This is a genomic window from Bacteroides sp. 51, assembly GCF_010500965.1.
In the GTDB taxonomy this organism is placed as follows: domain Bacteria; phylum Bacteroidota; class Bacteroidia; order Bacteroidales; family Bacteroidaceae; genus Bacteroides.
This window is the reverse complement of the sequence record NZ_QVMI01000036.1, coordinates 79,419-98,366: the sequence shown is the minus strand read 5'-3', so window position 1 is coordinate 98,366 and position 18,948 is coordinate 79,419. Positions and strand designations below refer to the sequence as shown.

General features: G+C 40.7%; 22 protein-coding genes and 2 pseudogenes. 17 read left to right on the top strand and 7 right to left on the bottom strand.

The window, feature by feature from the left end; all coding sequences use genetic code 11:
• The 14 genes and pseudogenes from D0T87_RS20535 to D0T87_RS20470 form a co-directional block, all read left to right on the top strand.
• Positions 1-571: TraG family conjugative transposon ATPase (locus D0T87_RS20535; RefSeq protein WP_239063801.1), on the top strand; the 571-nt coding region annotated here is incomplete at its 5' end.
• 4 nt (positions 572-575) lie between these two features.
• Positions 576-878, top strand: coding sequence for a DUF3876 domain-containing protein (locus D0T87_RS20530; RefSeq protein ID WP_163177598.1), 303 nt, complete (start codon positions 576-578; stop codon positions 876-878).
• A 37-nt stretch (positions 879-915) separates the two neighbouring features.
• Positions 916-1,116: pseudogene (locus tag D0T87_RS20525) on the top strand (DUF4141 domain-containing protein); the annotation flags it as partial.
• Between the two features lie 570 nt (positions 1,117-1,686).
• Positions 1,687-3,492 carry a reverse transcriptase/maturase family protein gene (locus D0T87_RS20520; RefSeq protein WP_163177608.1) on the top strand — a complete coding sequence of 602 codons (1,806 nt, stop codon included), beginning with the start codon at positions 1,687-1,689 and terminating at the stop codon, positions 3,490-3,492.
• Positions 3,485-4,024, top strand: coding sequence for a conjugal transfer protein TraI (locus D0T87_RS20515; protein ID WP_163177594.1), 540 nt, complete (start codon positions 3,485-3,487; stop codon positions 4,022-4,024). Before D0T87_RS20520 ends, D0T87_RS20515 begins: the two co-directional genes overlap by 8 nt.
• Before the next feature lie 21 nt (positions 4,025-4,045).
• On the top strand, positions 4,046-5,032 hold the full coding sequence (traJ, locus tag D0T87_RS20510; protein ID WP_163177592.1) for a conjugative transposon protein TraJ: 987 nt from the start codon (positions 4,046-4,048) through the stop codon (positions 5,030-5,032).
• A gap of 43 nt (positions 5,033-5,075) precedes the next feature.
• On the top strand, positions 5,076-5,699 hold the full coding sequence (gene traK / locus D0T87_RS20505; RefSeq protein WP_163177590.1) for a conjugative transposon protein TraK: 624 nt from the start codon (positions 5,076-5,078) through the stop codon (positions 5,697-5,699).
• 3 nt (positions 5,700-5,702) lie between these two features.
• Entirely contained in the window at positions 5,703-5,978 is a 276-nt protein-coding gene (locus tag D0T87_RS20500; RefSeq protein ID WP_163177588.1) for a TraL conjugative transposon family protein, read from the top strand.
• Positions 5,971-7,284, top strand: coding sequence for a conjugative transposon protein TraM (gene traM, locus D0T87_RS20495; RefSeq protein ID WP_163177586.1), 1,314 nt, complete (start codon positions 5,971-5,973; stop codon positions 7,282-7,284). Before D0T87_RS20500 ends, traM begins: the two co-directional genes overlap by 8 nt.
• A 71-nt stretch (positions 7,285-7,355) precedes the next feature.
• Positions 7,356-8,309, top strand: a complete 954-nt coding sequence (gene traN, locus D0T87_RS20490; protein ID WP_163177584.1) for a conjugative transposon protein TraN — start codon at positions 7,356-7,358, stop codon at positions 8,307-8,309.
• Between the two features lies 1 nt (position 8,310).
• On the top strand, positions 8,311-8,895 hold the full coding sequence (locus D0T87_RS20485; RefSeq protein ID WP_163177582.1) for a conjugal transfer protein TraO: 585 nt from the start codon (positions 8,311-8,313) through the stop codon (positions 8,893-8,895).
• Positions 8,896-8,907: 12 nt separating this feature from the next.
• The gene (locus D0T87_RS20480; protein ID WP_163177580.1) at positions 8,908-9,351 is read left to right on the top strand and encodes a DUF3872 domain-containing protein; all 444 of its coding nucleotides are present in this window, start codon (positions 8,908-8,910) and stop codon (positions 9,349-9,351) included.
• 63 nt (positions 9,352-9,414) lie between these two features.
• Positions 9,415-10,017 (top strand): M23 family metallopeptidase, encoded by a 603-nt coding sequence (locus tag D0T87_RS20475; protein WP_163177578.1) that lies wholly within the window; start codon positions 9,415-9,417, stop codon positions 10,015-10,017.
• Positions 10,014-10,457 carry a PH domain-containing protein gene (locus tag D0T87_RS20470; protein WP_163177576.1) on the top strand — a complete coding sequence of 148 codons (444 nt, stop codon included), beginning with the start codon at positions 10,014-10,016 and terminating at the stop codon, positions 10,455-10,457. Before D0T87_RS20475 ends, D0T87_RS20470 begins: the two co-directional genes overlap by 4 nt.
• A 148-nt stretch (positions 10,458-10,605) precedes the next feature.
• Here the strand turns inward: D0T87_RS20470 and D0T87_RS20465 are convergent, their stop codons facing one another.
• The 6 genes from D0T87_RS20465 to D0T87_RS20440 are packed head-to-tail and all read right to left on the bottom strand — an operon-like array spanning position 10,606 to position 14,303.
• Entirely contained in the window at positions 10,606-10,791 is a 186-nt protein-coding gene (locus tag D0T87_RS20465; protein WP_163177574.1) for an NADH-quinone oxidoreductase subunit F, read from the bottom strand.
• A 10-nt stretch (positions 10,792-10,801) separates the two neighbouring features.
• Positions 10,802-11,017, bottom strand: coding sequence for a DUF3873 family protein (locus D0T87_RS20460; RefSeq protein ID WP_163177572.1), 216 nt, complete (start codon positions 11,015-11,017; stop codon positions 10,802-10,804).
• 2 nt (positions 11,018-11,019) lie between these two features.
• Positions 11,020-11,502, bottom strand: a complete 483-nt coding sequence (locus D0T87_RS20455; protein ID WP_163177570.1) for a hypothetical protein — start codon at positions 11,500-11,502, stop codon at positions 11,020-11,022.
• A gap of 45 nt (positions 11,503-11,547) precedes the next feature.
• The gene (locus D0T87_RS20450; RefSeq protein WP_163177568.1) at positions 11,548-12,840 is read right to left on the bottom strand and encodes a PcfJ domain-containing protein; all 1,293 of its coding nucleotides are present in this window, start codon (positions 12,838-12,840) and stop codon (positions 11,548-11,550) included.
• A 10-nt stretch (positions 12,841-12,850) separates the two neighbouring features.
• Complete coding sequence (locus D0T87_RS20445) at positions 12,851-13,261, bottom strand: PcfK-like family protein (protein ID WP_163177566.1); 411 nt, start codon at positions 13,259-13,261, stop codon at positions 12,851-12,853.
• A 46-nt stretch (positions 13,262-13,307) separates the two neighbouring features.
• Positions 13,308-14,303 (bottom strand): fusion protein, encoded by a 996-nt coding sequence (locus D0T87_RS20440; RefSeq protein ID WP_163177564.1) that lies wholly within the window; start codon positions 14,301-14,303, stop codon positions 13,308-13,310.
• Positions 14,304-14,925: 622 nt separating this feature from the next.
• On the opposite strand from D0T87_RS20440, the gene D0T87_RS20435 reads away from it, so the two are divergent.
• The 3 genes and pseudogenes from D0T87_RS20435 to D0T87_RS20425 all read left to right on the top strand — a co-directional run bounded on the left by D0T87_RS20435 (position 14,926) and on the right by D0T87_RS20425 (position 17,263).
• Positions 14,926-15,369, top strand: coding sequence for a LexA family transcriptional regulator (locus D0T87_RS20435; protein WP_163177562.1), 444 nt, complete (start codon positions 14,926-14,928; stop codon positions 15,367-15,369).
• A gap of 2 nt (positions 15,370-15,371) precedes the next feature.
• Complete coding sequence (locus D0T87_RS20430) at positions 15,372-15,932, top strand: hypothetical protein (RefSeq protein ID WP_163177560.1); 561 nt, start codon at positions 15,372-15,374, stop codon at positions 15,930-15,932.
• Between the two features lie 45 nt (positions 15,933-15,977).
• Positions 15,978-17,263, top strand: a pseudogene (locus D0T87_RS20425) (transposase).
• A gap of 242 nt (positions 17,264-17,505) precedes the next feature.
• On the opposite strand, the gene D0T87_RS20420 reads toward D0T87_RS20425, so the two are convergent.
• Positions 17,506-18,762 (bottom strand): rhamnogalacturonan acetylesterase, encoded by a 1,257-nt coding sequence (locus D0T87_RS20420; RefSeq protein ID WP_239063799.1) that lies wholly within the window; start codon positions 18,760-18,762, stop codon positions 17,506-17,508.
• Between the last annotated feature and the right edge of the window lie 186 nt (positions 18,763-18,948).

Sequence of the window (18,948 nt, the reverse complement as noted above, 5' to 3'; positions counted from 1 at the left end):
AGATAGAAATTTAAAGTTGCTTGAGCCGTATGAAGGGAAACTTTCACGTACGGTTCTTAGGGGGGGAGGGGGCAGTAATGCCCCTGACCTACCCGGCAAAGCGATTGCGAAAGAAGGTATGGCAGAGTACATTAAATATCTCTTTAAGACTGTTCGTAAGTTCTTCGGCGAAGCTATTGTTGTTACGCAGGAAGTGGACGATATTATCGCTTCTCCCATCGTAAAAGAGAGTATTATCAACAACTCCGACTGTAAAATCCTGTTAGACCAACGCAAATACATGAATAAGTTCGACAGTATTCAGGCGTTGCTCGGACTGACCGAAAAAGAAAAATCGCAGGTACTCTCTATCAATATGTCTAATGTTCCCAGTCGTAAATACAAGGAAGTGTGGTTCGGTTTGGGTGGTGTTCAATCGGCTGTCTATGCCACAGAAGTTAGTTTGGAAGAGTATTACACATACACAACAGAAGAATCCGAAAAACTGGAAGTGATGCAGCTTGCCGAAAAACTGGACGGGAATATGGAACTGGCGATTAAGCAAATTGCCGAGAGCAAACGACAGGAGTAACACCATGAAAAGAAAAAGTGATAAGCCGGCTACGGCACTGCAAATACAAACCTCTTTTCCACTTCGTGATATATGTGGGACATGGGAAAGCCTTTGCGGTTCTCCAACTATTAGGATATACCATGACGGTAGTCGATTCCGGTTGCAGTTTATTTACAAACACGATACGGCGTTTACCGTCCCACTCATCCAATGTTGGGGATATACCTTTTTCAATTTCTACGGTATGATACGCATTGCCTACGATAGTGAGCGGGATATACTTCTGCTCACTACCGAAGGCGAATACAAAAGAGTGTACGATTAAGGTACACAAAATCAATAATCATTAAAAAGTAAAAAGTATGAAACGAATATTTATGTGCCTTGTAGTGGCACTTTCAATGTTTTCTTTTCAGGCGAAAGCACAATGGGTCGTTTCTGATCCAACCAATCTGGTGCAGAATATCATCAGTGCAATACAGGGTACTTCGACGGCATCCAATATGATAAACAACCTGAATGAGAGTATCAAAATCTACAAACAAGGTAAGGAATACTACGATGGTGCGCCCGTATAGGTGATATAATAAATATAGCATTGGCAAGCTATTAGGTATGTGTTCCAATAAATTACCTATCATCACCAGCTTATCTGCCCACGAAAGGACGGCAGGGAGTATAGCACGCTGGAAAGCCATAAGTCAATTAGTTATCAAATTGCAACTGAATGGGGAGATGAAACAGATAGATATGAGGATAAAATCCAAACTGATTAAATGATAGTCCAAGTGGTCATAGTACGGTCTATAGTGAAAGATAGCTTAACTCGCTATATCGTAACACCTCTGATGCGAGCGTCGTGTAGCAGAGGCAGGAACTTGTTACGACACAACTGCAATAAGCAGGAACGGACGGAAGTCATATCCGACAATCTATCACAGCCATGTTATTGTATCATAAACGGGGATTGCCTAAACCAGAAAGCCAGTTGTAAGGCTATGAGGTACCGACCTCTGAATATCTGGCAAGGCAACGGAGCTTCCGTAGTAGTCCGAGCAAGGGAAAGCCTTGTACATGGCGAAGGGAAGCAGCTAATAATTTTAATACAAATAAAGGAAAATGTGAGAGACATTATGAGAAATCCAGCGAATGTATTAAACAGTCTAACGGAACACAGTGAAAATTTTAATTACAAGTTTGAACGCCTGTACCGTATCTTATTCAATGAGGAAATGTATTATGTTGCCTATCAACGTATTTATGCAAAACCGGGTAATATGACAGCAGGTGCAGATGGACAAACCATTGACCAAATGAGCCTGAGCCGAATTGAAAAGTTGATAAACTCATTGAAAGATGAGAGCTATCAACCACAACCCTCAAAAAGGGTGTATATCCCAAAGAAGAATGGGAAAATACGTCCATTAGGTGTACCAGCTTTTAATGATAAACTTTTGCAGGAAGTGGTCAGAATGATATTGGAAGCCATTTATGAAAGACAGTTTGAAAAAACGTCCCACGGTTTTCGACCTCAACGAAGTTGCCACACTGCATTATCCGATGTCCAGAAGACATTTTCAGGTGTTAAATGGTTCGTAGAAGGCGATATTAAAGGTTTTTTCGACAATATCAGTCATGAGATATTGATTGGCATTTTGAAAAAACGTATCGCTGACGAAAGATTTATTCGCCTGATTAGAAAATTTCTGAATGCAGGTTATATCGAAGACTGGAACTTTCATAACTCCTATAGCGGGACACCGCAAGGGGGAATTATCAGCCCTATCCTGGCAAACATATACCTTGATAAGTTAGATAAATTCATGAAAGAATACACCGAGAAATTTGATAAGGGGAAAGAACGGAAGAGAACAAAACAGGCAGTATCACTTGAAGGTAAACGACACCGTATTCTGAAACAATTGAAATTGGTAGAAGATGAAAACGAAAGGTCAGAATTGATAAAGCAATACAAGACTTATCAACAGGAAGGTTTGCTGTATTCTGATGGTGATGAAATGGATATAAACTACAGAAGATTCAAATACGTGAGATATGCAGATGATTTTCTAATTGGAATTATTGGCAGTAAACAAGAAGCTATCATTATCAAAGAGGATATCAAGAACTTCCTCCATGAGAAACTGACGCTCGAACTGTCTAATGAGAAAACTCTCATTACCCATGCGGAAAATGCTGCAAAATTCCTCGGATATGAAATCAGTGTACAAAAGTCCAATGACACCAAAAGGAACAAATATGGAGTATTAAGACGTGTCCACAATAAGAGGGTGCAATTAACTCTTGGAAAGGATTTATACAAGAGAAAGCTACTCGAATACCGTGTTTTAGAAATAAAACTCCATAACGGAAAAGAGTACTGGAAAGCAAAATCCCGCCCCAAACTTTCAAACAACAATGACTTTGAGATTCTTGACAGGTATAACAAGGAAATAAAGGGCATGTATAATTACTACTGTCTGGCTAACAATTGTAGCAGCCTGTCAAAATTTGGTTATATCATGAAATATAGTATGTACAAAACCTTTGCGCAGAAATATCGGACAACGATGTCGCAAATCCGAAAGAAGTACACCAAGAACGGGCATTTTTCGGTTAGATACTATTTAAAAAATGGTACAGCCAAAGACTTAACCTTTTACCATGGTGGGTTCAAAAAGAAAAATCCAATGAAAATTATGGATTTAGACAGCTTACCAAAATTTACATACTATGCTACAAATACAAACCTTATAGACAGGTTGAAAGCAGAAAAATGTGAGTTATGCGGAGCAGTAGATAAGTTAGTGATGCATCATGTCAGAAAATTAAAGAATCTACAGGGAAAAACTTCCTGTGAGAAACAGATGATGGCTCGCAAACGAAAAACTATTGCCATTTGCAGTAAGTGTAACAAAAAACTCAGTAACAATGAATAGATTGATATTATTAGTAGAGAGCCGTATACGCGGAGACGTGTACGTACGGTTCGGGGGCGAGTGTCCGAAAACCCACCGTAGTAATACGGCAGGGCGTTGGATGCTTAGCCTACCCCTGAAGTCTGTTCACAATTTGGTTAAAGATGCCCGAAAAGTAAAAAAGACTATTGAAATGGTCAGCGAGATTACCAATATCTATGTTACCGGATTTAATAAAATGGTGGGTGATCCCAATTTTACACCGAATGAACTGGCGGCAATCTCGACAGGTTACGCCAAACTGCTGGAAGAAGGGGGTGCACTGGTAACGGATTTGAAAAACGTCGTTACCGGAAGCAACGGGCTTTCTTTGTCCGATAAGGAGAGAATGGATGCGATAGACCAGATTTACAACAAGATGTTGGAGTATCGTAATCTGACAAAATACTACACTCAGAAAAGCATTTCCGTGTCTTATATCCGCGCCAAAGAAAAGAACGATACGGATAGGGTATTATCTCTTTATGGCAGTCCTGCCGAAAGGTATTGGTAATCAAAATTAAAACAATCAGTTATGAATTTTGATAACCTACATCAGATTCTTGCGAATCTGTACCAAGATATGATACCTCTTTGCAGCAACATGATTGGGGTTGCAAAGGGGTTGGCGGGGCTGGGAGCTTTGTTCTATGTGGCTTACCGTGTATGGCAGGCATTAAGTCGAGCAGAGCCTATCGACGTGTTTCCGCTTCTTCGCCCGTTTGCAATCGGTCTGTGTATCATGTTTTTTCCAACGATAGTTTTAGGAACTATCAATGCGGTTATGAGTCCCATTGTTAAAGGAACAAACGGCATTCTGGAATCCCAGACACTTGATTTGAAAGCCTATCAGCAACAAAAAGACCAGTTGGAATACGAAGCACGGGTACGTGAAGGCAAAGCATGGCTCGTTGATGACGAAGTGTACGACCAAAAAATGAAAGACCTCGGTATTACCGACACGCCCGAAATTATTTGCATGTGGGGCGAAAGGCTTTGGTATGATATTAAAGCATGGTTCCGGGAAGTAATCAGGGATTTCTTTGAGCTGCTGTTCAATGCTTCCGCATTGGTAATCGACACAATCCGAACCTTCTTTTTAGTCGTGCTGGCCATACTGGGGCCTATTGCGTTTGCCTTTTCCATTTATGACGGATTTCAGGCAACACTGACCCAGTGGCTTGCACGCTATATCAGTGTCTATCTGTGGCTGCCTATTTCTGATATTTTTTCCTCTGTTCTTGCACGGATACAGGTATTAATGCTTCAACAGGACATCGCACTGCTGCAAGATCCGAATTATATACCTGACGGTTCAAACGGAGTGTATATCGTATTCCTGATAATCGGCATTATCGGATATTTCACGATTCCGACAGTAGCAGGTTGGGTAATACAAGCCGGAGGAATGGGCGGATATACCGGAGCGGTAAATAAAACAGCAAGTAAAGCGGGCGGTATTGCCGGAGGTGTTGCCGGATCGGTAGCAGGTAATGTCGGAGGTCGCTTGCTTGGTAAGTAAGCGGCAAGCCGCCGCAGGCAATTAACAATTAATCAAAAAAATAATGGAGTTCAAAAGTTTAAAAAATATTGAAACAAGTTTCAAGCAAATAAGGATTATCGCCATTGTGTTTGTCGTATTGTGTGCCGGGATTACCGGATATGCAGTCTGGAACTCATTCAGCTTTGCTGAAGCACAACGGCAGAAAATCTATGTATTGGACGAAGGAAAATCGCTTATGTTGGCTCTTTCGCAGGACTTATCACAAAACCGTCCTGTGGAAGCCCGTGAGCATGTGAAACGGTTCCACGAACTATTTTTTACGTTATCCCCCGATAAAAGCGCCATTGAATCGAATATCAACAGGGCATTGTTCCTTGTCGATAAAAGTGCATTCAAATATTATCAGGACATGCAAGAGAAAGGCTACTACAACCGAATTATATCGGGGAATATCAATCAGATTATTCAGATTGATTCCGTAGTCTGCAACCTCGATGCCTATCCTTATAAGACTACTGTGTATGCAAAGCAAATGATAATCAGGGCAAGCAACGTAACCGAACGTAGTTTGGTTACACGCTGCGACCTTAGAAACTCTGTCCGGAGCGATAATAATCCACACGGCTTTATCATGGAACGCTTTGAAATAATAGAAAACAGGGATTTACGAACAATAGACCGATAAGCCATGATAAAGAAGAAACTTACAGCCGTAAGGGACTGGATGGAAGACGGTCTGCGGTCATTGTTGGGACAGATAACACCTGACGGACGGATTATTATAATCCTTGTAATGCTTTTTGTATTTGGTGCCGGTTCAATTTACATGACGGTTTCTTCCATATATAATATGGGAAAGAAAAGCGGTCAGGAGATGCAGATAGAACATATCAAACGCTTGGAACTGGAGCATACGCAAAAAGCGGATAGTATAAACCAAATAAACAGATTTGATTATGAGTAATGCAAATGAAGGTAACGAACTAAAACCGGACGTTACAGAAAAAAAGAAAGAGAGTAAGCCTAAAAAGGAGCTTACTCCGCAGGAGATTCAGAAGCGAAAAAAGATGCTTGTCTATCCCTTGTTCGTTTTGCTGTTCATCGGGTCGATGTGGCTCATTTTTGCTCCTTCAGGCGATAAGGACGAACAGCAACCTGACGGTTTCAACTCCGAACTGCCTATTCCCAAAGATGAAGCAATCGTAGGGGATAAACGGACAGCCTATGAGCAAGAAGCCATGCAAAACAAGCAAAACGAAAAGATGCGGAATTTACAGGACTTCGCTTTTATGCTCGGAGAGGAAGAAAACCGTAAGGCACAGGAAGTAAATACTTCTATCCCGTCCGACAATCAGGAAGTAGCGACTAACAATCGCACTCCACAAACGGGAATCCAATCATCGGCTCACGCCTATCAGGATGTAAACCGACAGTTGAATGACTGGTATGAACAACCTGTAACAAAGGTAGATGACCAAGCGCAAATAGAAATGGAATCCCGTATTCAGGAGTTGGAAAAGCAACTGGCTGAAAAATCGGCTACTGACCAACAACTGGAACTTATCGAAAAATCCTATGCGATTGCAGCCAAGTATATGCCCAATACGCAGGAACAGGCGCAAACAGCACCGGTAACCGATATACGGGAGAAGGTTGTTCCGAAGCCCGTTTCACAAGTACATCAAAGTGTTGTTTCGCTTTTGGCTGCTCCGATGGAGAATGATGAGTTTTTGGAGCAATACGGTAAACCCCGAAACATGGGATTTATCACGGCTGCCGGAAACGAAGCGGTAACGGATAAAAACAGCATCAGGGCTTCGGTATATCAGACTATTACTCTTTCCAATGGAAAAGAATTGCAACTACGTTTATTAGAACCTATGCGAGCCGGAAATATGCTGATTCCTGCTAATACAATTCTTACCGGAAGTGCAAAGATTGGCGGGGAACGCCTGCACATTACCATTACTTCAATCCAATATGCAGACAATGTGATACCCGTTGAAATGGAAGTGTACGACATGGACGGTATGCAGGGTATTTCTGTTCCGAATTCGGATGAAATAACCGCAATGAAAGAGATTGCCGCCAATATGGGTACATCAATGGGTAGTAGTATTACCATTACGGACGATGCAGGTTCACAACTTGCAGCCGATTTGGGGCGAAGCCTGATTCAAGGGACATCGCAATTTTTCAGTAAGAAAATGCGTGAGGTAAAAGTTACCCTGAAAGCAGGTTACAAAGTATTGTTACTCCCGAAAGCATAAGTAAAATAATCAGGGCGAAAGCCCACCACTAAAAAAAACCAATAGTAATTAACAATTAAAACAATTTTCGTATGAAACGATTTCTTTTAATGATTGCGGTATCTGTATGTGTATTTACCGTCAACGCACAGGAAGTAGTTGAAGAAAAAGCTACTGTAACACAAACTAACCCCTCTACGGGCGATTATTTTGAAGGTCTGACCAGACCGCTGACCTTTAACCGGATGATACCTCCGTATGCACTGGAAGTTACTTTCAGCAAAACGGTACATATTATTTTCCCGTCAGCAATCCGCTATGTAGACTTAGGTTCTGCCGACCTGTTGGCAGCCAAAGCAGACGGTGCGGAAAACGTTCTTCGTGTGAAAGCTGCGCTTCGGGATTTCTCCCGTGAAAGCAATCTGGCGGTTATTACTGAAGACGGTGCATATTATACTTTTAATGTAAAATATGCCGATGAGCCTGTAAAATTGAGTGTCGAAATGACCGACTTTATCCACGATGGGGAAGCAGTAAACCGACCGAATAACGCAATGGAGATTTACATGAGGGAGCTGGGAAGCGAATCGCCGTTACTGGTTAAGCTGATAATGAAGTCTATTTACAAAAACGACAATCGGGAAATAAAGCATATTGGCTCTAAGCGCTTCGGTATTCAGTACACACTCAAAGGAATTTACACGCACAACGGCTTGCTTTATTTCCACATGCAACTCAAAAATTCTTCCAATGTGCCCTTTGATGTGGATTACATTACTTTCAAAATAGTTGATAAGAAAGTAGCCAAGCGTACCGCTATTCAGGAACAGGTAATCATGCCATTGAGGGCGCACAATAATCTGACATTGATAGGGGGTAAGAGAACGGAACGGGTGGTGTTTACCTTGCCGAAATTTACGATTCCGGATGATAAGCATCTTATTATTGAACTGAACGAAAAAGAGGGCGGACGGCATCAGTCGTTCGTGGTGGAAAATGCCGACCTCGTGAGATCCAAAGTAATCAACGAACTCAAAGTAAAGTAAGATGAAACGGTTATCTATTATCGTAACGTTTGTGCTGTGCCTGGTCTTTGCAGACCAAGCCCATGCACAGCGTTGTTTACCCGGTATGCAAGGCATACAGGTAACTGGTGGGATGGTGGACGGATTTCATTCATCAGATAATAAAAACGAATTGGGGTATTATTTCGGGTTATCTATGGCCACCTATACCAAACATGCCAATAAGTGGGTATTTGGTGCAGAGTTTTTGAATAAATACTACCCCTATAAGGAAGACAGGATACCTGTCAGCCAGTTCACGGCAGAGGGCGGTTATTACCTGAAATTCTTATCAGACCATAATAAGATAGTCCTTTTCTCTTTGGGCGGATCTGCACTCGCCGGATATGAAACAAGCAATTGGGGAGAAAAGACACTCTTTGACGGTTCCACGCTTCGGGATAAAGACAGCTTTATTTATGGCGGTGCGATTACGTTGGAAATGGAAACGTATTTATCCGACCGTGTTGTATTTCTTTTGACTGCCCGTGAGCGGGTATTGTGGGGGACATCGACGGGGCATTTCCATACGCAGTTCGGAGTGGGGTTAAAGTTTATAATCAATTAATATATGACTACAATGAAAAAGACATTAGCATACTTCTTATACACGCTATTGCTATCGGCAATAGTCTGTGCCTGTAGTGACAATTTGGATGTTCAGCAGGTTTATTCATTTGATCTTGTTACTATGCCCGTCCAGAAAAAAATCGTTCAGGGCGAAAGTGCGGAAATTCGCTGCCAACTGGTAAAAGAGGGCGACTATGACCAAGCAAAATTCTTCATCAGGTATTTCCAAACAGACGGAAAAGGCGAACTACGATTGGATGATGGGCGTGTATTATCGCCTAACGACCTTTATCCTTTGAAAAAGGAAACGTTCAGGCTTTATTATACTTCTCATTGTACCGACCAACAGGTGATTGATGTGTACATCGAAGATAACTTCGGTCAGGTGGCACAAAAAAACTTCAGTTGGCAGAATGACAAAGGAGAGGAAGAAGATACAGAAGACGAGGAATAAGAAAAGTTGAATGAGTAAAGTACCCGAATTGTTTCGGGTACTTACTGTATTTACAGATTGATTATGAAATATATAATAACGTTCTTCATTGCGTTGCTTCATCTAACAGCATGGGGACAGCCAAACAGAAAATCGGAAATAGCAAAATGTACGGAACAGGCTTATTCAGTAAAAGAGTTTCAGCGTATAGCCGATTCCATGCAAATGACTATCGAAGAGCTATCCGACTATCCTGTAATTTTTCCGATTAAGAAGCCGTTACGGATTTCATCAGGCTTCGGAATGCGTTATCATCCTATCTATAAGATACGGAAATTCCATACAGGGATTGATATACCCAAAACAAAAGGTACTCCTGTATATGCCACTGGAAACGGGATAGTAGTCCGTAAGGGTTATTGTTCGGGATATGGGAACTACATAGAGATTGAACACGCAGGAGATTTCCGTTCATTTTACGCACACCTGAGCAAGACAGTAGTAAATATCGGGGATTCGGTAAATGTCGCTACACAAATTGCTTGTGTGGGAAACACGGGAGTAGCAACTGGTAGTCATTTGCATTATGAAGTCCGAAAAGGTAAACGTTTCCTGAATCCGACCGGGTGGTGCTACTGCCTGATTGAAATATGGAGCAAACAAATTATAAACGAAAAAACAGCATGAAATTTCTTACCACATATTTACAGCCCGGAGAGGAAATAATGTATAGGGCACGGATACATATATTCTTGTTCCTGCAACCTGCCATACTATTGGCTATCGGGTTTATGTGTTATTTTGATGAAATGAAAATAACGCATTATTTAGGAATCACACTTCTGTTCTTAGGATTGGTTTCCCTCGTACAACGTGTGTTAGTGAAAGTTGGTTCAGTCTATGCCGTAACCAACAAACGAGTTATTATTAAAACGGGAGTAATAAGTCGTAGGACAGTTGAACTGGTACTTGCTAAATGTGAGGGTATTCAGGTAGTACAAGGTATTGCAGGGCGTATTTTCGGATATGGCTCTATAGTGGTTACTACGGGTGGAGCTACCAACTGTTACTATTATGTTGCCAATCCGTTCCGGTTTAAGAGGGCGATAAATATACAAATTAGATAGTTTTTGATAATTCTAATTTCTATTACAAAAAGCAATCCGAAGCCAATTAAAGGTTTCGGATTGTTCATTAATTGGCTTTTTGTTACTTTTTCTCCCGCCAATTTTCTTTGCTCATGGAAAAAGTAACGGGCGAAAAATCGCCCGCCTGTCATTTCTCTTGTTCCTTTTTTTGAAGTTCCTTCAGTTGCTCCAACATATACCGATGATTTTCACCAACTGTATGCCCCGAAGCCATTTTGTAGGGGCTGTCGGAGCAATTAATACATTGCTGAATAGCTGCTCTAAGGTTGGTAACTTCAATTCTGTTTCCTTCAATGTCCTTTATTGTTGTCATACTCTTTGAATTATAGTTTTTTCTTTTTTAGTAACCATTCGTCCCGCTCTTTTCGGCATTGTTCCAATGATTTGGCAACCGTAGAGAACAATTCTCCGTCCGTGTGGCGGTAGTCGTATTGGTAATATTCCGTACCTCTGAATGCTCCTGCAATAAATGTTGTGTAATTCTCTTTGCCTTGCTCGCATACTGAGCAACCGTTTTTGTTGATTGAATTTGTTTTCATTGCTACTTAGTTATGTGTTGATAATCTTTAATATAATCCTGTTTTTCAAGCCACTCTATTATGTTCTCCATATTGTATTCGGAGGTTATGATTGCCGTATCCCTTGAAAACTGCGTAAAACGGCTACTTTCGTAGTTGTCTATCCATTCCTTTAGGTTTACCGTTCCCCATGTGCTGTAATTCTGTGCAAACATTCGGTCAATCTCGGCTATCTCTTTATTGAACTCGACCACGATAGTTTGATATTTGTCGTCAATGATTTCAAGGTGATGCAATGAGCCGAACTCATCATGTAGGCGAGCCGAACTCCAATCGCTTTTGTAGGTGTGATTACCCCATCTATGTGGGTTATCGAAACGCACTTTAACTTCTGCTGTGTACTCAGTTATCTTGATTTCTTCGATAACGCCTGTTACCATTAAGCCTGTAAAAATGCTCTTACAACGCTTGCCTATAATACTATCGTTTACTTCTATTGTTTTCATGTCTATTTGAATTTTGTGGGCAGATTACTCCGCCCGGTTTATAAATTATGCTGCCAATCGTTGTTCTATGAGTGGCATATTGCTATTTACAAGTGAAAGTATCTGACTATGGTGTTCGCTGTTCTTGTTGCATAAACCCCTACATTGGATTACTTTCAGTTTGGAAATAGATACCTCTACGGTTTCAATGCGTTTGCCGTCAATGGTTGCCGAAAGGATAAGGGAGTCTTCTTTGGTCGAATAACTACCTACACAATGGTGCATCGCTTGTCCCTCTGCTACTATCTCCTGTACGCTTTCAAGTACACGGACACTGATACGCCCATCGGAAAATATAAGTCCGAAAAACTTAGCTTTAATCGCCCTAAATTCGGCTTCTTTTTCAAGTTGCTTTTCCAACTCCGCTTGTGCATCGGCTTTGGCTTTCTTCAGCATATATCGGTCATGCTCGGCTTTAAGGTCGGCAGGGCATACATATTTGGCGTTATACAGGTCTTTGCCGAAGAAACGGAGATTGTCTATATAGTCGCACCAAAGCGTAGCATCGTTGATTTTGTAGCCGTTTCGGATGCAGATGCGGACGGATTGCCAATACCTGTCGATATTCTTCCAACCGCTATCCATGATGCGTTTTAATAGCTTGGTATATCCTGTCTTCATAAGCGTTTCGGCTCGGCTGTCGGTCAGTAGGGTACGGAACAGGTCTAACGGCTTTTGTCCGTATAATCCCTTTTTGTAGCCTGTTCTTTTCAGTTCGGGGATTAGTTTCATTCGGGGGTAAACCACGCCTGTAAATATTTTGTCATATACATTTATGTAATATTTGTTATTGCTGTTCTCGCTACGCAATTCCAAATCGGTATGGAATATCCACGCATCATAGTAACAAGTACCCATTGTCTGACGGAGTTTTGCGAATGTGCAATGTTTACCATTGGGAGCAATCCACCGTTGCATAACTTCTGAATAGTCGTATTTAGGCGTTTCTCCGACCTTTACCGAACAGAATAGCATTACAGAGCGCAATACCTGATAACCTGCATGGGTGGTTACTACCGTCATGTAGTAACGAGCGTTGAATGTTCGTTTCTTGGTGGTTTCTACCTTCAGTTTGGTATTACAGTTCGGACAGTTACAGTCCGTTAATGTTGCAACCAAATACCCTGCTCCCTGCCACGAATGACCGCATTTAGTACAGGTTATTACTCCCTTATCGGTTCTGCGCCCGATATGGTCGATACCATTCTCATAACCCCATTGAATTTGCTCTTTCGTGAGTTTCGGCAGGGTTTTACTCGCTTCTACTACTTGTTTTTGGAATTTATTCTTCGCTTTCATAGGATAATGCTTAAAAATCAAACAAAGATGGTTGGGGATTTAATACTACTTTCTTGCTTTTTTTGACAGGCTGTGTTATCTTCCTGTATGCTTCGTCCTGTGCCTTTTGTATAGCATCTCGGCGAGCCTGTTCCTTTTCTTCTTCAGTCAGTTCTACTACATGATTTACTACTACATGGGCGTTTATTTGCTTACCGATTTCGATATTATCTTCATCATAATAGTGTACCGCCATTGAATAGATTTCATCGTCTGCAAAACCATTGCAACCGCTTTTCTGTACAGTATTGAGAATATAGGTAACACAATCGTCAATATTCTTTTCGGGTTTGCTGTATTGGAATGAGAACAATACATCTGTTTCGGCTCTCTTATCTAAGTATGCCTTAATTGTATTTTTGAAATGATTTGATGCTTTCATACTTTTGAGTGTTGTGGGGCAGAAAGGCTCTGCCCCGTATTACTACTTAATCCAATCCGAAATAATAGGCTAAACGTTGCTCTTGTGATTTAGGAAAAATCCAACCTGCCAACTTCTTACCGTTGAACGTCAATCGGCTGTTAAAGCGTCCGCCCATTGCTTTGAGTTCGTCTTTTATGGCTCTCGTTTCTCCGAATACCGCTACCGCTTTGGCTGAATATTCTACCAATGTGCAACCGCTATTAGTATCTGTTGTGGGATTACTATTCTTTGGTGTTGTGTCAGACTTGCTGATATGTATGTTGTCTTCGTTCCCTGCGGTGTAGGCAAATTCCTCTATCGTGCGCTCACGGTTATATACAGGCTCTTTTTCAATTATCCAACCGCTATACTTGCTTTTCCCCAAGTAATAACCGTCGCCCATGCTGTACTTTTCCCTGTGTTCGTAGTCCTCGTTAAACTCGGCTAAATAGGCGGTTTCATCAAAATTGGATGCGTGTTTACGCATTTCGGAAAACAAGTCCCTTTTGTGCTTGGAAAAACCTATGATAACCGTCCGCTGTGTGCTGTATGAGTAGTAGTCGGTATAGCTGTCGCTTTCGTTTTGTCTTAACCGTGCTACGATAACCGCCTGTGCATCTTCGGGAAATATCTCGGCAAAGCGTTTGCGCCCGATTTCCTTAACCTGCTCTACTCTGATTTTTTCCTGCTCGGCTTCGGCTTCCTCTGCCTTTTTCTGTTGTTGGGCTTGCTGAAGAAGCATTGTAACCTCGAAACTGTCCATGAATTGCGGGTTTTCGCTGTCATAGTAATAACCAATACCGAATTTTTCTTTCAATGGTCTGATAATGTCGGCTGTTTGATACTCCTTTGTACGCAGGTTAATCAGCTTATAAGCAATGCCCCAATCGTTTTTGCGGATTTCATAGACAACATACCTGTCGTAACTGTAACCCTCCATTTGGATTATTTGATTAACCTCTACGACTTGTTTGGCTCTGTCAATTTCCTTATTTGCTCCTAATAAAAATACTTTGCTCATAACTCTAAATTTTAAGGGATTATAAAAAGGAGAAAAGAATGAGAAAAAACAGGATTATAGCACCTAAACCCACGAAGAAGGAGAGGATACCCCGAATAACAGGAAGAAAGAGATACAAGCCCACTAAAGCCCAAATAAACCCTGTTCCCCACACGGAGCAACCCAAAGCCACGAGAACGATTTTTACAACCAATTTTATGCTAATTGGAAGGTTACTACCTTGTTTCCTATTTTTTACTATACTTCTCATAATTTCTGACTTTTTTTTTATGCCGTATCGGAGCCGGTGTACTGACCTTATGTTTCGGATACGTGAAAAGGTCGGCTGAATCCGCCGAAGACAAATTTTGAGGGAATAAATACGCTCGCCCGTAGGGAAAGAGGAAGATTTTTCAGGCAACAATTTGGCGACAGGATTAGCCGAAATACCTTTGTATCCTGAACATGGGTCAATAAGTACCCGGTTTGATACTCGCTAATGAGGAAGAAATTATACCGGAGAGAAGTGTAGTAAAAAGAAATTGGATTGACCTATAATTCATGTTTACAACATATAACATGCAATCGCTTTCCATATCGAAGGGAAAGGCTTATTTTTGTAATCTTATTGCGGGATTGATATATGAAAAAAATAAATGAATATTTAAACAGGCTAATTCCAATTGCTGATGAACTGATTTCAGCAGAGGTTGACTTGTATTCAAGTCCCGTTCCCGCGGGCTTTCCAAGTGAAGCCTACAACTATGTTGAAAAAGGAATTGACTTTAATAAGTTGCTTATCAAAAGTAAGGAAACGACGTTTTGTTTGATTGCGGGAGGAGATAGTCTAAGTGGAGATGGAATCTTTCCCGGCGATATGCTTGTTGTAGATAAGCTGGAAGAGCCTTATGAAAATGCCATTTTAATTTTTTCGATAGATGGAGAGTTTACGATGAAGCGTCTTGAATATCGAAAAGATCATGTAGCATTAATATCGTCAAATCCGGCTTATAATCCTATCATAGTGAAAGAAGGCGAAGAACTTAAACGTTGGGGAGTTCTCCGATATGTAATAAAGGAGTTCTGAGTATGTATGCTTTGTGTGATGGTAATAATTTCTTTGTTTCTTGCGAACGAGTCTTTGATTCTTCGTTAGAAGGCAAACCTGTCATTGTGCTATCGAACAACGACGGGTGTGCCATAGCAAGAAGCAATGAAGCCAAAACATTAGGCATTAAGATGGGTGCGAATTATTTTGAAATTGAAAACCTCGTTAAAAAGCATAATGTACAAGTTTTTTCTACAAACTATGTTCTTTATGCTGATATGTCCATTCGGATGAAAGGATTATTATCTCGGTTTTGCCCAGATGTAGAAGATTACTCTATTGATGAAGCCTTTTTGGATTTCACTGGCTTTGATAAAATAGATTTAAGAAAACATTGCCTTGAAATGGCTCGAACAGTCAAACAAGGCATTGGTATTCCTGTCAGTATCGGTGTAGCACCGACTAAAACATTAGCGAAAATTGCCAATAAGTTTGCTAAAAAAAGAGGCTGTCTCACAATGATGAGATGGCCTCATATTTTTTGGGGAGGATTATACAAAAGCAGCAAGCCTTCATTTCACAAAACAAAGACTTGCTTATGAGCTTAAAGATTTGTATCTTTAAGTGTCTCCTCAAAAACAAATATAATGTTTAAATCCTACACTACCAACGATAATCTGTTATTACCTCCCTCTTTAGGTGAGCTAATCCCTGATAATGATCGCGTTCGTGTTGTTGATCGTATCATTGAACAGATTGATTTAACTTCTTTGTACCGCAAGTATTCTCGTTTGGGCAGCCACGCTTATCATCCTCGCTTGATGCTCAAGTTGCTTGTCTATGCTTATTTGCGTAATGTATATTCTTCCCGGCGTATCGAAGATCTTTGCCGTAAACCCGTATCAGTAAGATTGCTGAGCAACTAAATGAGCTTTGGGCGTATGCCGAGTCTGTAACCAAGCAGGAGCTGATGGAAGAAACACCTCTGCTTGCTGAAGATATCAGCGCCGATAAAGTGGCTCAGGTGGTGGATCGTATCGATGAAGCTTTGCGTGATGTGGATTGTGACAAGAAGGTAAAGCAGAAAGTAAAACGGGTAAAGAAAGCCTGGCCTGAACAGTTGAAGCGTTATGAGCAGCAAGAGCAAATTCTTGATGGTCGGGGTAGCTACTCTAAGACTGATCCGGATGCAACTTTTATGCGTATGAAGGAAGATCACATGTTAAACGGTCAACTCAAACCGGCTTTCAATGTACAAATCTCTACCAATGAACAATTCATCAGTAACTATACCCTTCACCAAACTACTGCAGATACCACAACATATACTGAACATATAGAAGAGTTTAAGTCATTATATGGCTTTTACCCTCAGGAATCTATTGCTGATGCCGGATATGGGAGTGAGGAAAATTATCTTTATGCCAGAAGCAAGGGTATTAATACTTTTATCAAGTATAACTACTTCCATAAAGAACAAACAAAGAAGTGGAGAACGGATCCCTTTCGTTCTTCTAACTTCTACTACAACGGTACGCAGGATTGCTTTTACTGTCCAATGGGACAACCTATGAGATGCATCGGAAAGCGTAAATAGTACACCAAAACGGGGCTTGAGCAAGAAATACATGTATATCAAGCCGTTCGTTGTCAGGGATGTCCACTAAGATCACTCTGCCACAAGTCAAAAACAAACCGTAGGATAGAAGTGAATCACAGATTGAACAAACTCAAAGCGGAAGAAAAAGAGAAACTGCTCTCACCCCAAGGGTTTGTACATCGAAGCAATAGGCCACAGGATGTGGAAGCTACCTTTGGAAATCTAAAAAACAACAAGAACTTCAAACAATTCCTTTGCAAAGGCAAAAACAAAGTTGAGGTGGAGTTTGGGTTACTGGCTATTGCACATAATATAGCTAAAGTAGCATCATAGGGCCAAAATACCTCCCCCTATGAAACCTTTATTAAACCGGAATATTGGAAAAAGGGATTATATGAAGCAATGTAGACAATAAAAAAGAACGAATCGGAAACAAAAGAGAAAAAGCAATCAGAAAAAAGGAAAAACGAAAAAAGGCCATCTCATCATTGTGAGACAGCCTCCTTCTTGTGATGTTAGGGCTGTTTAGTTTCCAAATATACTTTTGCTTTTATATACCTGGATAAATATATTTATCAGTTACCCATTGGTTTCTCCGAACGGAGAGTTGGTGTAATAGGCCAGTAAAACTGCTGCCAATCATCTGGATGACAAGGGTCGAAATCCTGCCATTCAGAACGAAGATAGTATATGAGTGGGATGTTGTTGGCCTTAAATCCCATCACTATAAGTTTGCATATTTCGAACGCACCAAAAGCATTTGAGTGAGTATCATCTTTAAGTTCTTTCGTCTGCCCAATATAAGCGTTAGCTGGATAATAAACAAAAAGTCGCTTACTCAGAGAATCACCCAACGAATTGTATAGTTTGGTTGTAGATATAGTAAGGTCAATGAGTGGTATGTTTTCACGTTCAGCCACAGCACGGATAGCGGCAGGATAGTCTCCATGAGTGGCATTGATCTTATTATCTTTAAAGTTTCGTCTCTCAGTAGGTGTAACCAGTATTATTTGAGCACCTCGTGGACGTAATTCATCAATGAATCGCTTAAGATTGTAGGCAAAGTTATACCATGCACCACTACCTGGCTCACGATCTTTTTCGTCATTATGACCAAATTCAATTAAGATAAAATCGCCTTGTTTCACTTCATTTGCAATCTTTGCTAAACGGTTCTGAGCAATAAATGATGTTGTACGTAATCCACTCATGGCAATATTTTCAACGGAGATGTGCTCATCGAACCAGTAGGGAAGAATTTGCCCCCAACTAGTATATGGTTCAGCATCTTGGTCAGTCACAGTGGAATTTCCACAAAGCCAGATTTTATGTTTTATATGATTTGGTTCAATCCTGATTCTACTGACTGCTGGAGCATAGCCATTGAACTCAAGGGTCAGTCGATCATCCCATCCCCAGTCTTTTCTTTCGCGTTCCTGTAGGACGACATATTTCTCACCATCAATATATGGCATTCGTACATTCACATTAAATGTAACATCACGTAGTTCTCCTTTCTTAGTTGTCATTTTTTCAATTACCATTCGCCTTGTCTCAGCCCGTAAAGTGGTAACTCCAGCATAATCTTTGCTACCAATTGTAACTGTTACTTTGTAGTCACCTTCGGGTACTTTAACAGAGAAGAACATTGGTTGCATCTGTTTTTTTGATATGGAAGATGTACCTCGTTCATATCCATAACCAGTCTCTTCGCTATAGACTGGCTGTGACTTGGTCATATCAAAATCAAAGTTTAAAACTTGCCCACACACAGTAGACATATTATCAATCATCGGCAATAACACTACCAGTAAAATTATAATCTTTCTCATTGTATAATGTTTATTGTGAAATTATAAAAATGGACTTACAAAATCCTCTTGTGAACTTACAGATAAGGGAATGAACGATTTTTATTATAATCTCTAAAAAAGTGATAAAGCAAACGAATATATTATTATTTTTGGCAGATTCCAATAGTTCAACACCAACACTCAGAATTTGATTAGGTAGAAAAT

Bases quoted from the DNA above. Each gene is read 5' to 3' on its own strand.
- D0T87_RS20530 (WP_163177598.1), top strand. From the start codon at position 576: ATGAAAAGAAAAAGTGATAAGCCGGCTACGGCACTGCAAATACAAACC.
- D0T87_RS20520 (WP_163177608.1), top strand. From the start codon at position 1,687: ATGAGAAATCCAGCGAATGTATTAAACAGTCTAACGGAACACAGTGAA.
- D0T87_RS20515 (WP_163177594.1), top strand. From the start codon at position 3,485: ATGAATAGATTGATATTATTAGTAGAGAGCCGTATACGCGGAGACGTG.
- traJ (WP_163177592.1), top strand. From the start codon at position 4,046: ATGAATTTTGATAACCTACATCAGATTCTTGCGAATCTGTACCAAGAT.
- traK (WP_163177590.1), top strand. From the start codon at position 5,076: ATGGAGTTCAAAAGTTTAAAAAATATTGAAACAAGTTTCAAGCAAATA.
- D0T87_RS20500 (WP_163177588.1), top strand. From the start codon at position 5,703: ATGATAAAGAAGAAACTTACAGCCGTAAGGGACTGGATGGAAGACGGT.
- traM (WP_163177586.1), top strand. From the start codon at position 5,971: ATGAGTAATGCAAATGAAGGTAACGAACTAAAACCGGACGTTACAGAA.
- traN (WP_163177584.1), top strand. From the start codon at position 7,356: ATGAAACGATTTCTTTTAATGATTGCGGTATCTGTATGTGTATTTACC.
- D0T87_RS20485 (WP_163177582.1), top strand. From the start codon at position 8,311: ATGAAACGGTTATCTATTATCGTAACGTTTGTGCTGTGCCTGGTCTTT.
- D0T87_RS20480 (WP_163177580.1), top strand. From the start codon at position 8,908: ATGAAAAAGACATTAGCATACTTCTTATACACGCTATTGCTATCGGCA.
- D0T87_RS20475 (WP_163177578.1), top strand. From the start codon at position 9,415: ATGAAATATATAATAACGTTCTTCATTGCGTTGCTTCATCTAACAGCA.
- D0T87_RS20470 (WP_163177576.1), top strand. From the start codon at position 10,014: ATGAAATTTCTTACCACATATTTACAGCCCGGAGAGGAAATAATGTAT.
- D0T87_RS20465 (WP_163177574.1), bottom strand. From the start codon at position 10,791: ATGACAACAATAAAGGACATTGAAGGAAACAGAATTGAAGTTACCAAC.
- D0T87_RS20460 (WP_163177572.1), bottom strand. From the start codon at position 11,017: ATGAAAACAAATTCAATCAACAAAAACGGTTGCTCAGTATGCGAGCAA.
- D0T87_RS20455 (WP_163177570.1), bottom strand. From the start codon at position 11,502: ATGAAAACAATAGAAGTAAACGATAGTATTATAGGCAAGCGTTGTAAG.
- D0T87_RS20450 (WP_163177568.1), bottom strand. From the start codon at position 12,840: ATGAAAGCGAAGAATAAATTCCAAAAACAAGTAGTAGAAGCGAGTAAA.
- D0T87_RS20445 (WP_163177566.1), bottom strand. From the start codon at position 13,261: ATGAAAGCATCAAATCATTTCAAAAATACAATTAAGGCATACTTAGAT.
- D0T87_RS20440 (WP_163177564.1), bottom strand. From the start codon at position 14,303: ATGAGCAAAGTATTTTTATTAGGAGCAAATAAGGAAATTGACAGAGCC.
- D0T87_RS20435 (WP_163177562.1), top strand. From the start codon at position 14,926: ATGAAAAAAATAAATGAATATTTAAACAGGCTAATTCCAATTGCTGAT.
- D0T87_RS20430 (WP_163177560.1), top strand. From the start codon at position 15,372: ATGTATGCTTTGTGTGATGGTAATAATTTCTTTGTTTCTTGCGAACGA.
- D0T87_RS20420 (WP_239063799.1), bottom strand. From the start codon at position 18,762: ATGAGAAAGATTATAATTTTACTGGTAGTGTTATTGCCGATGATTGAT.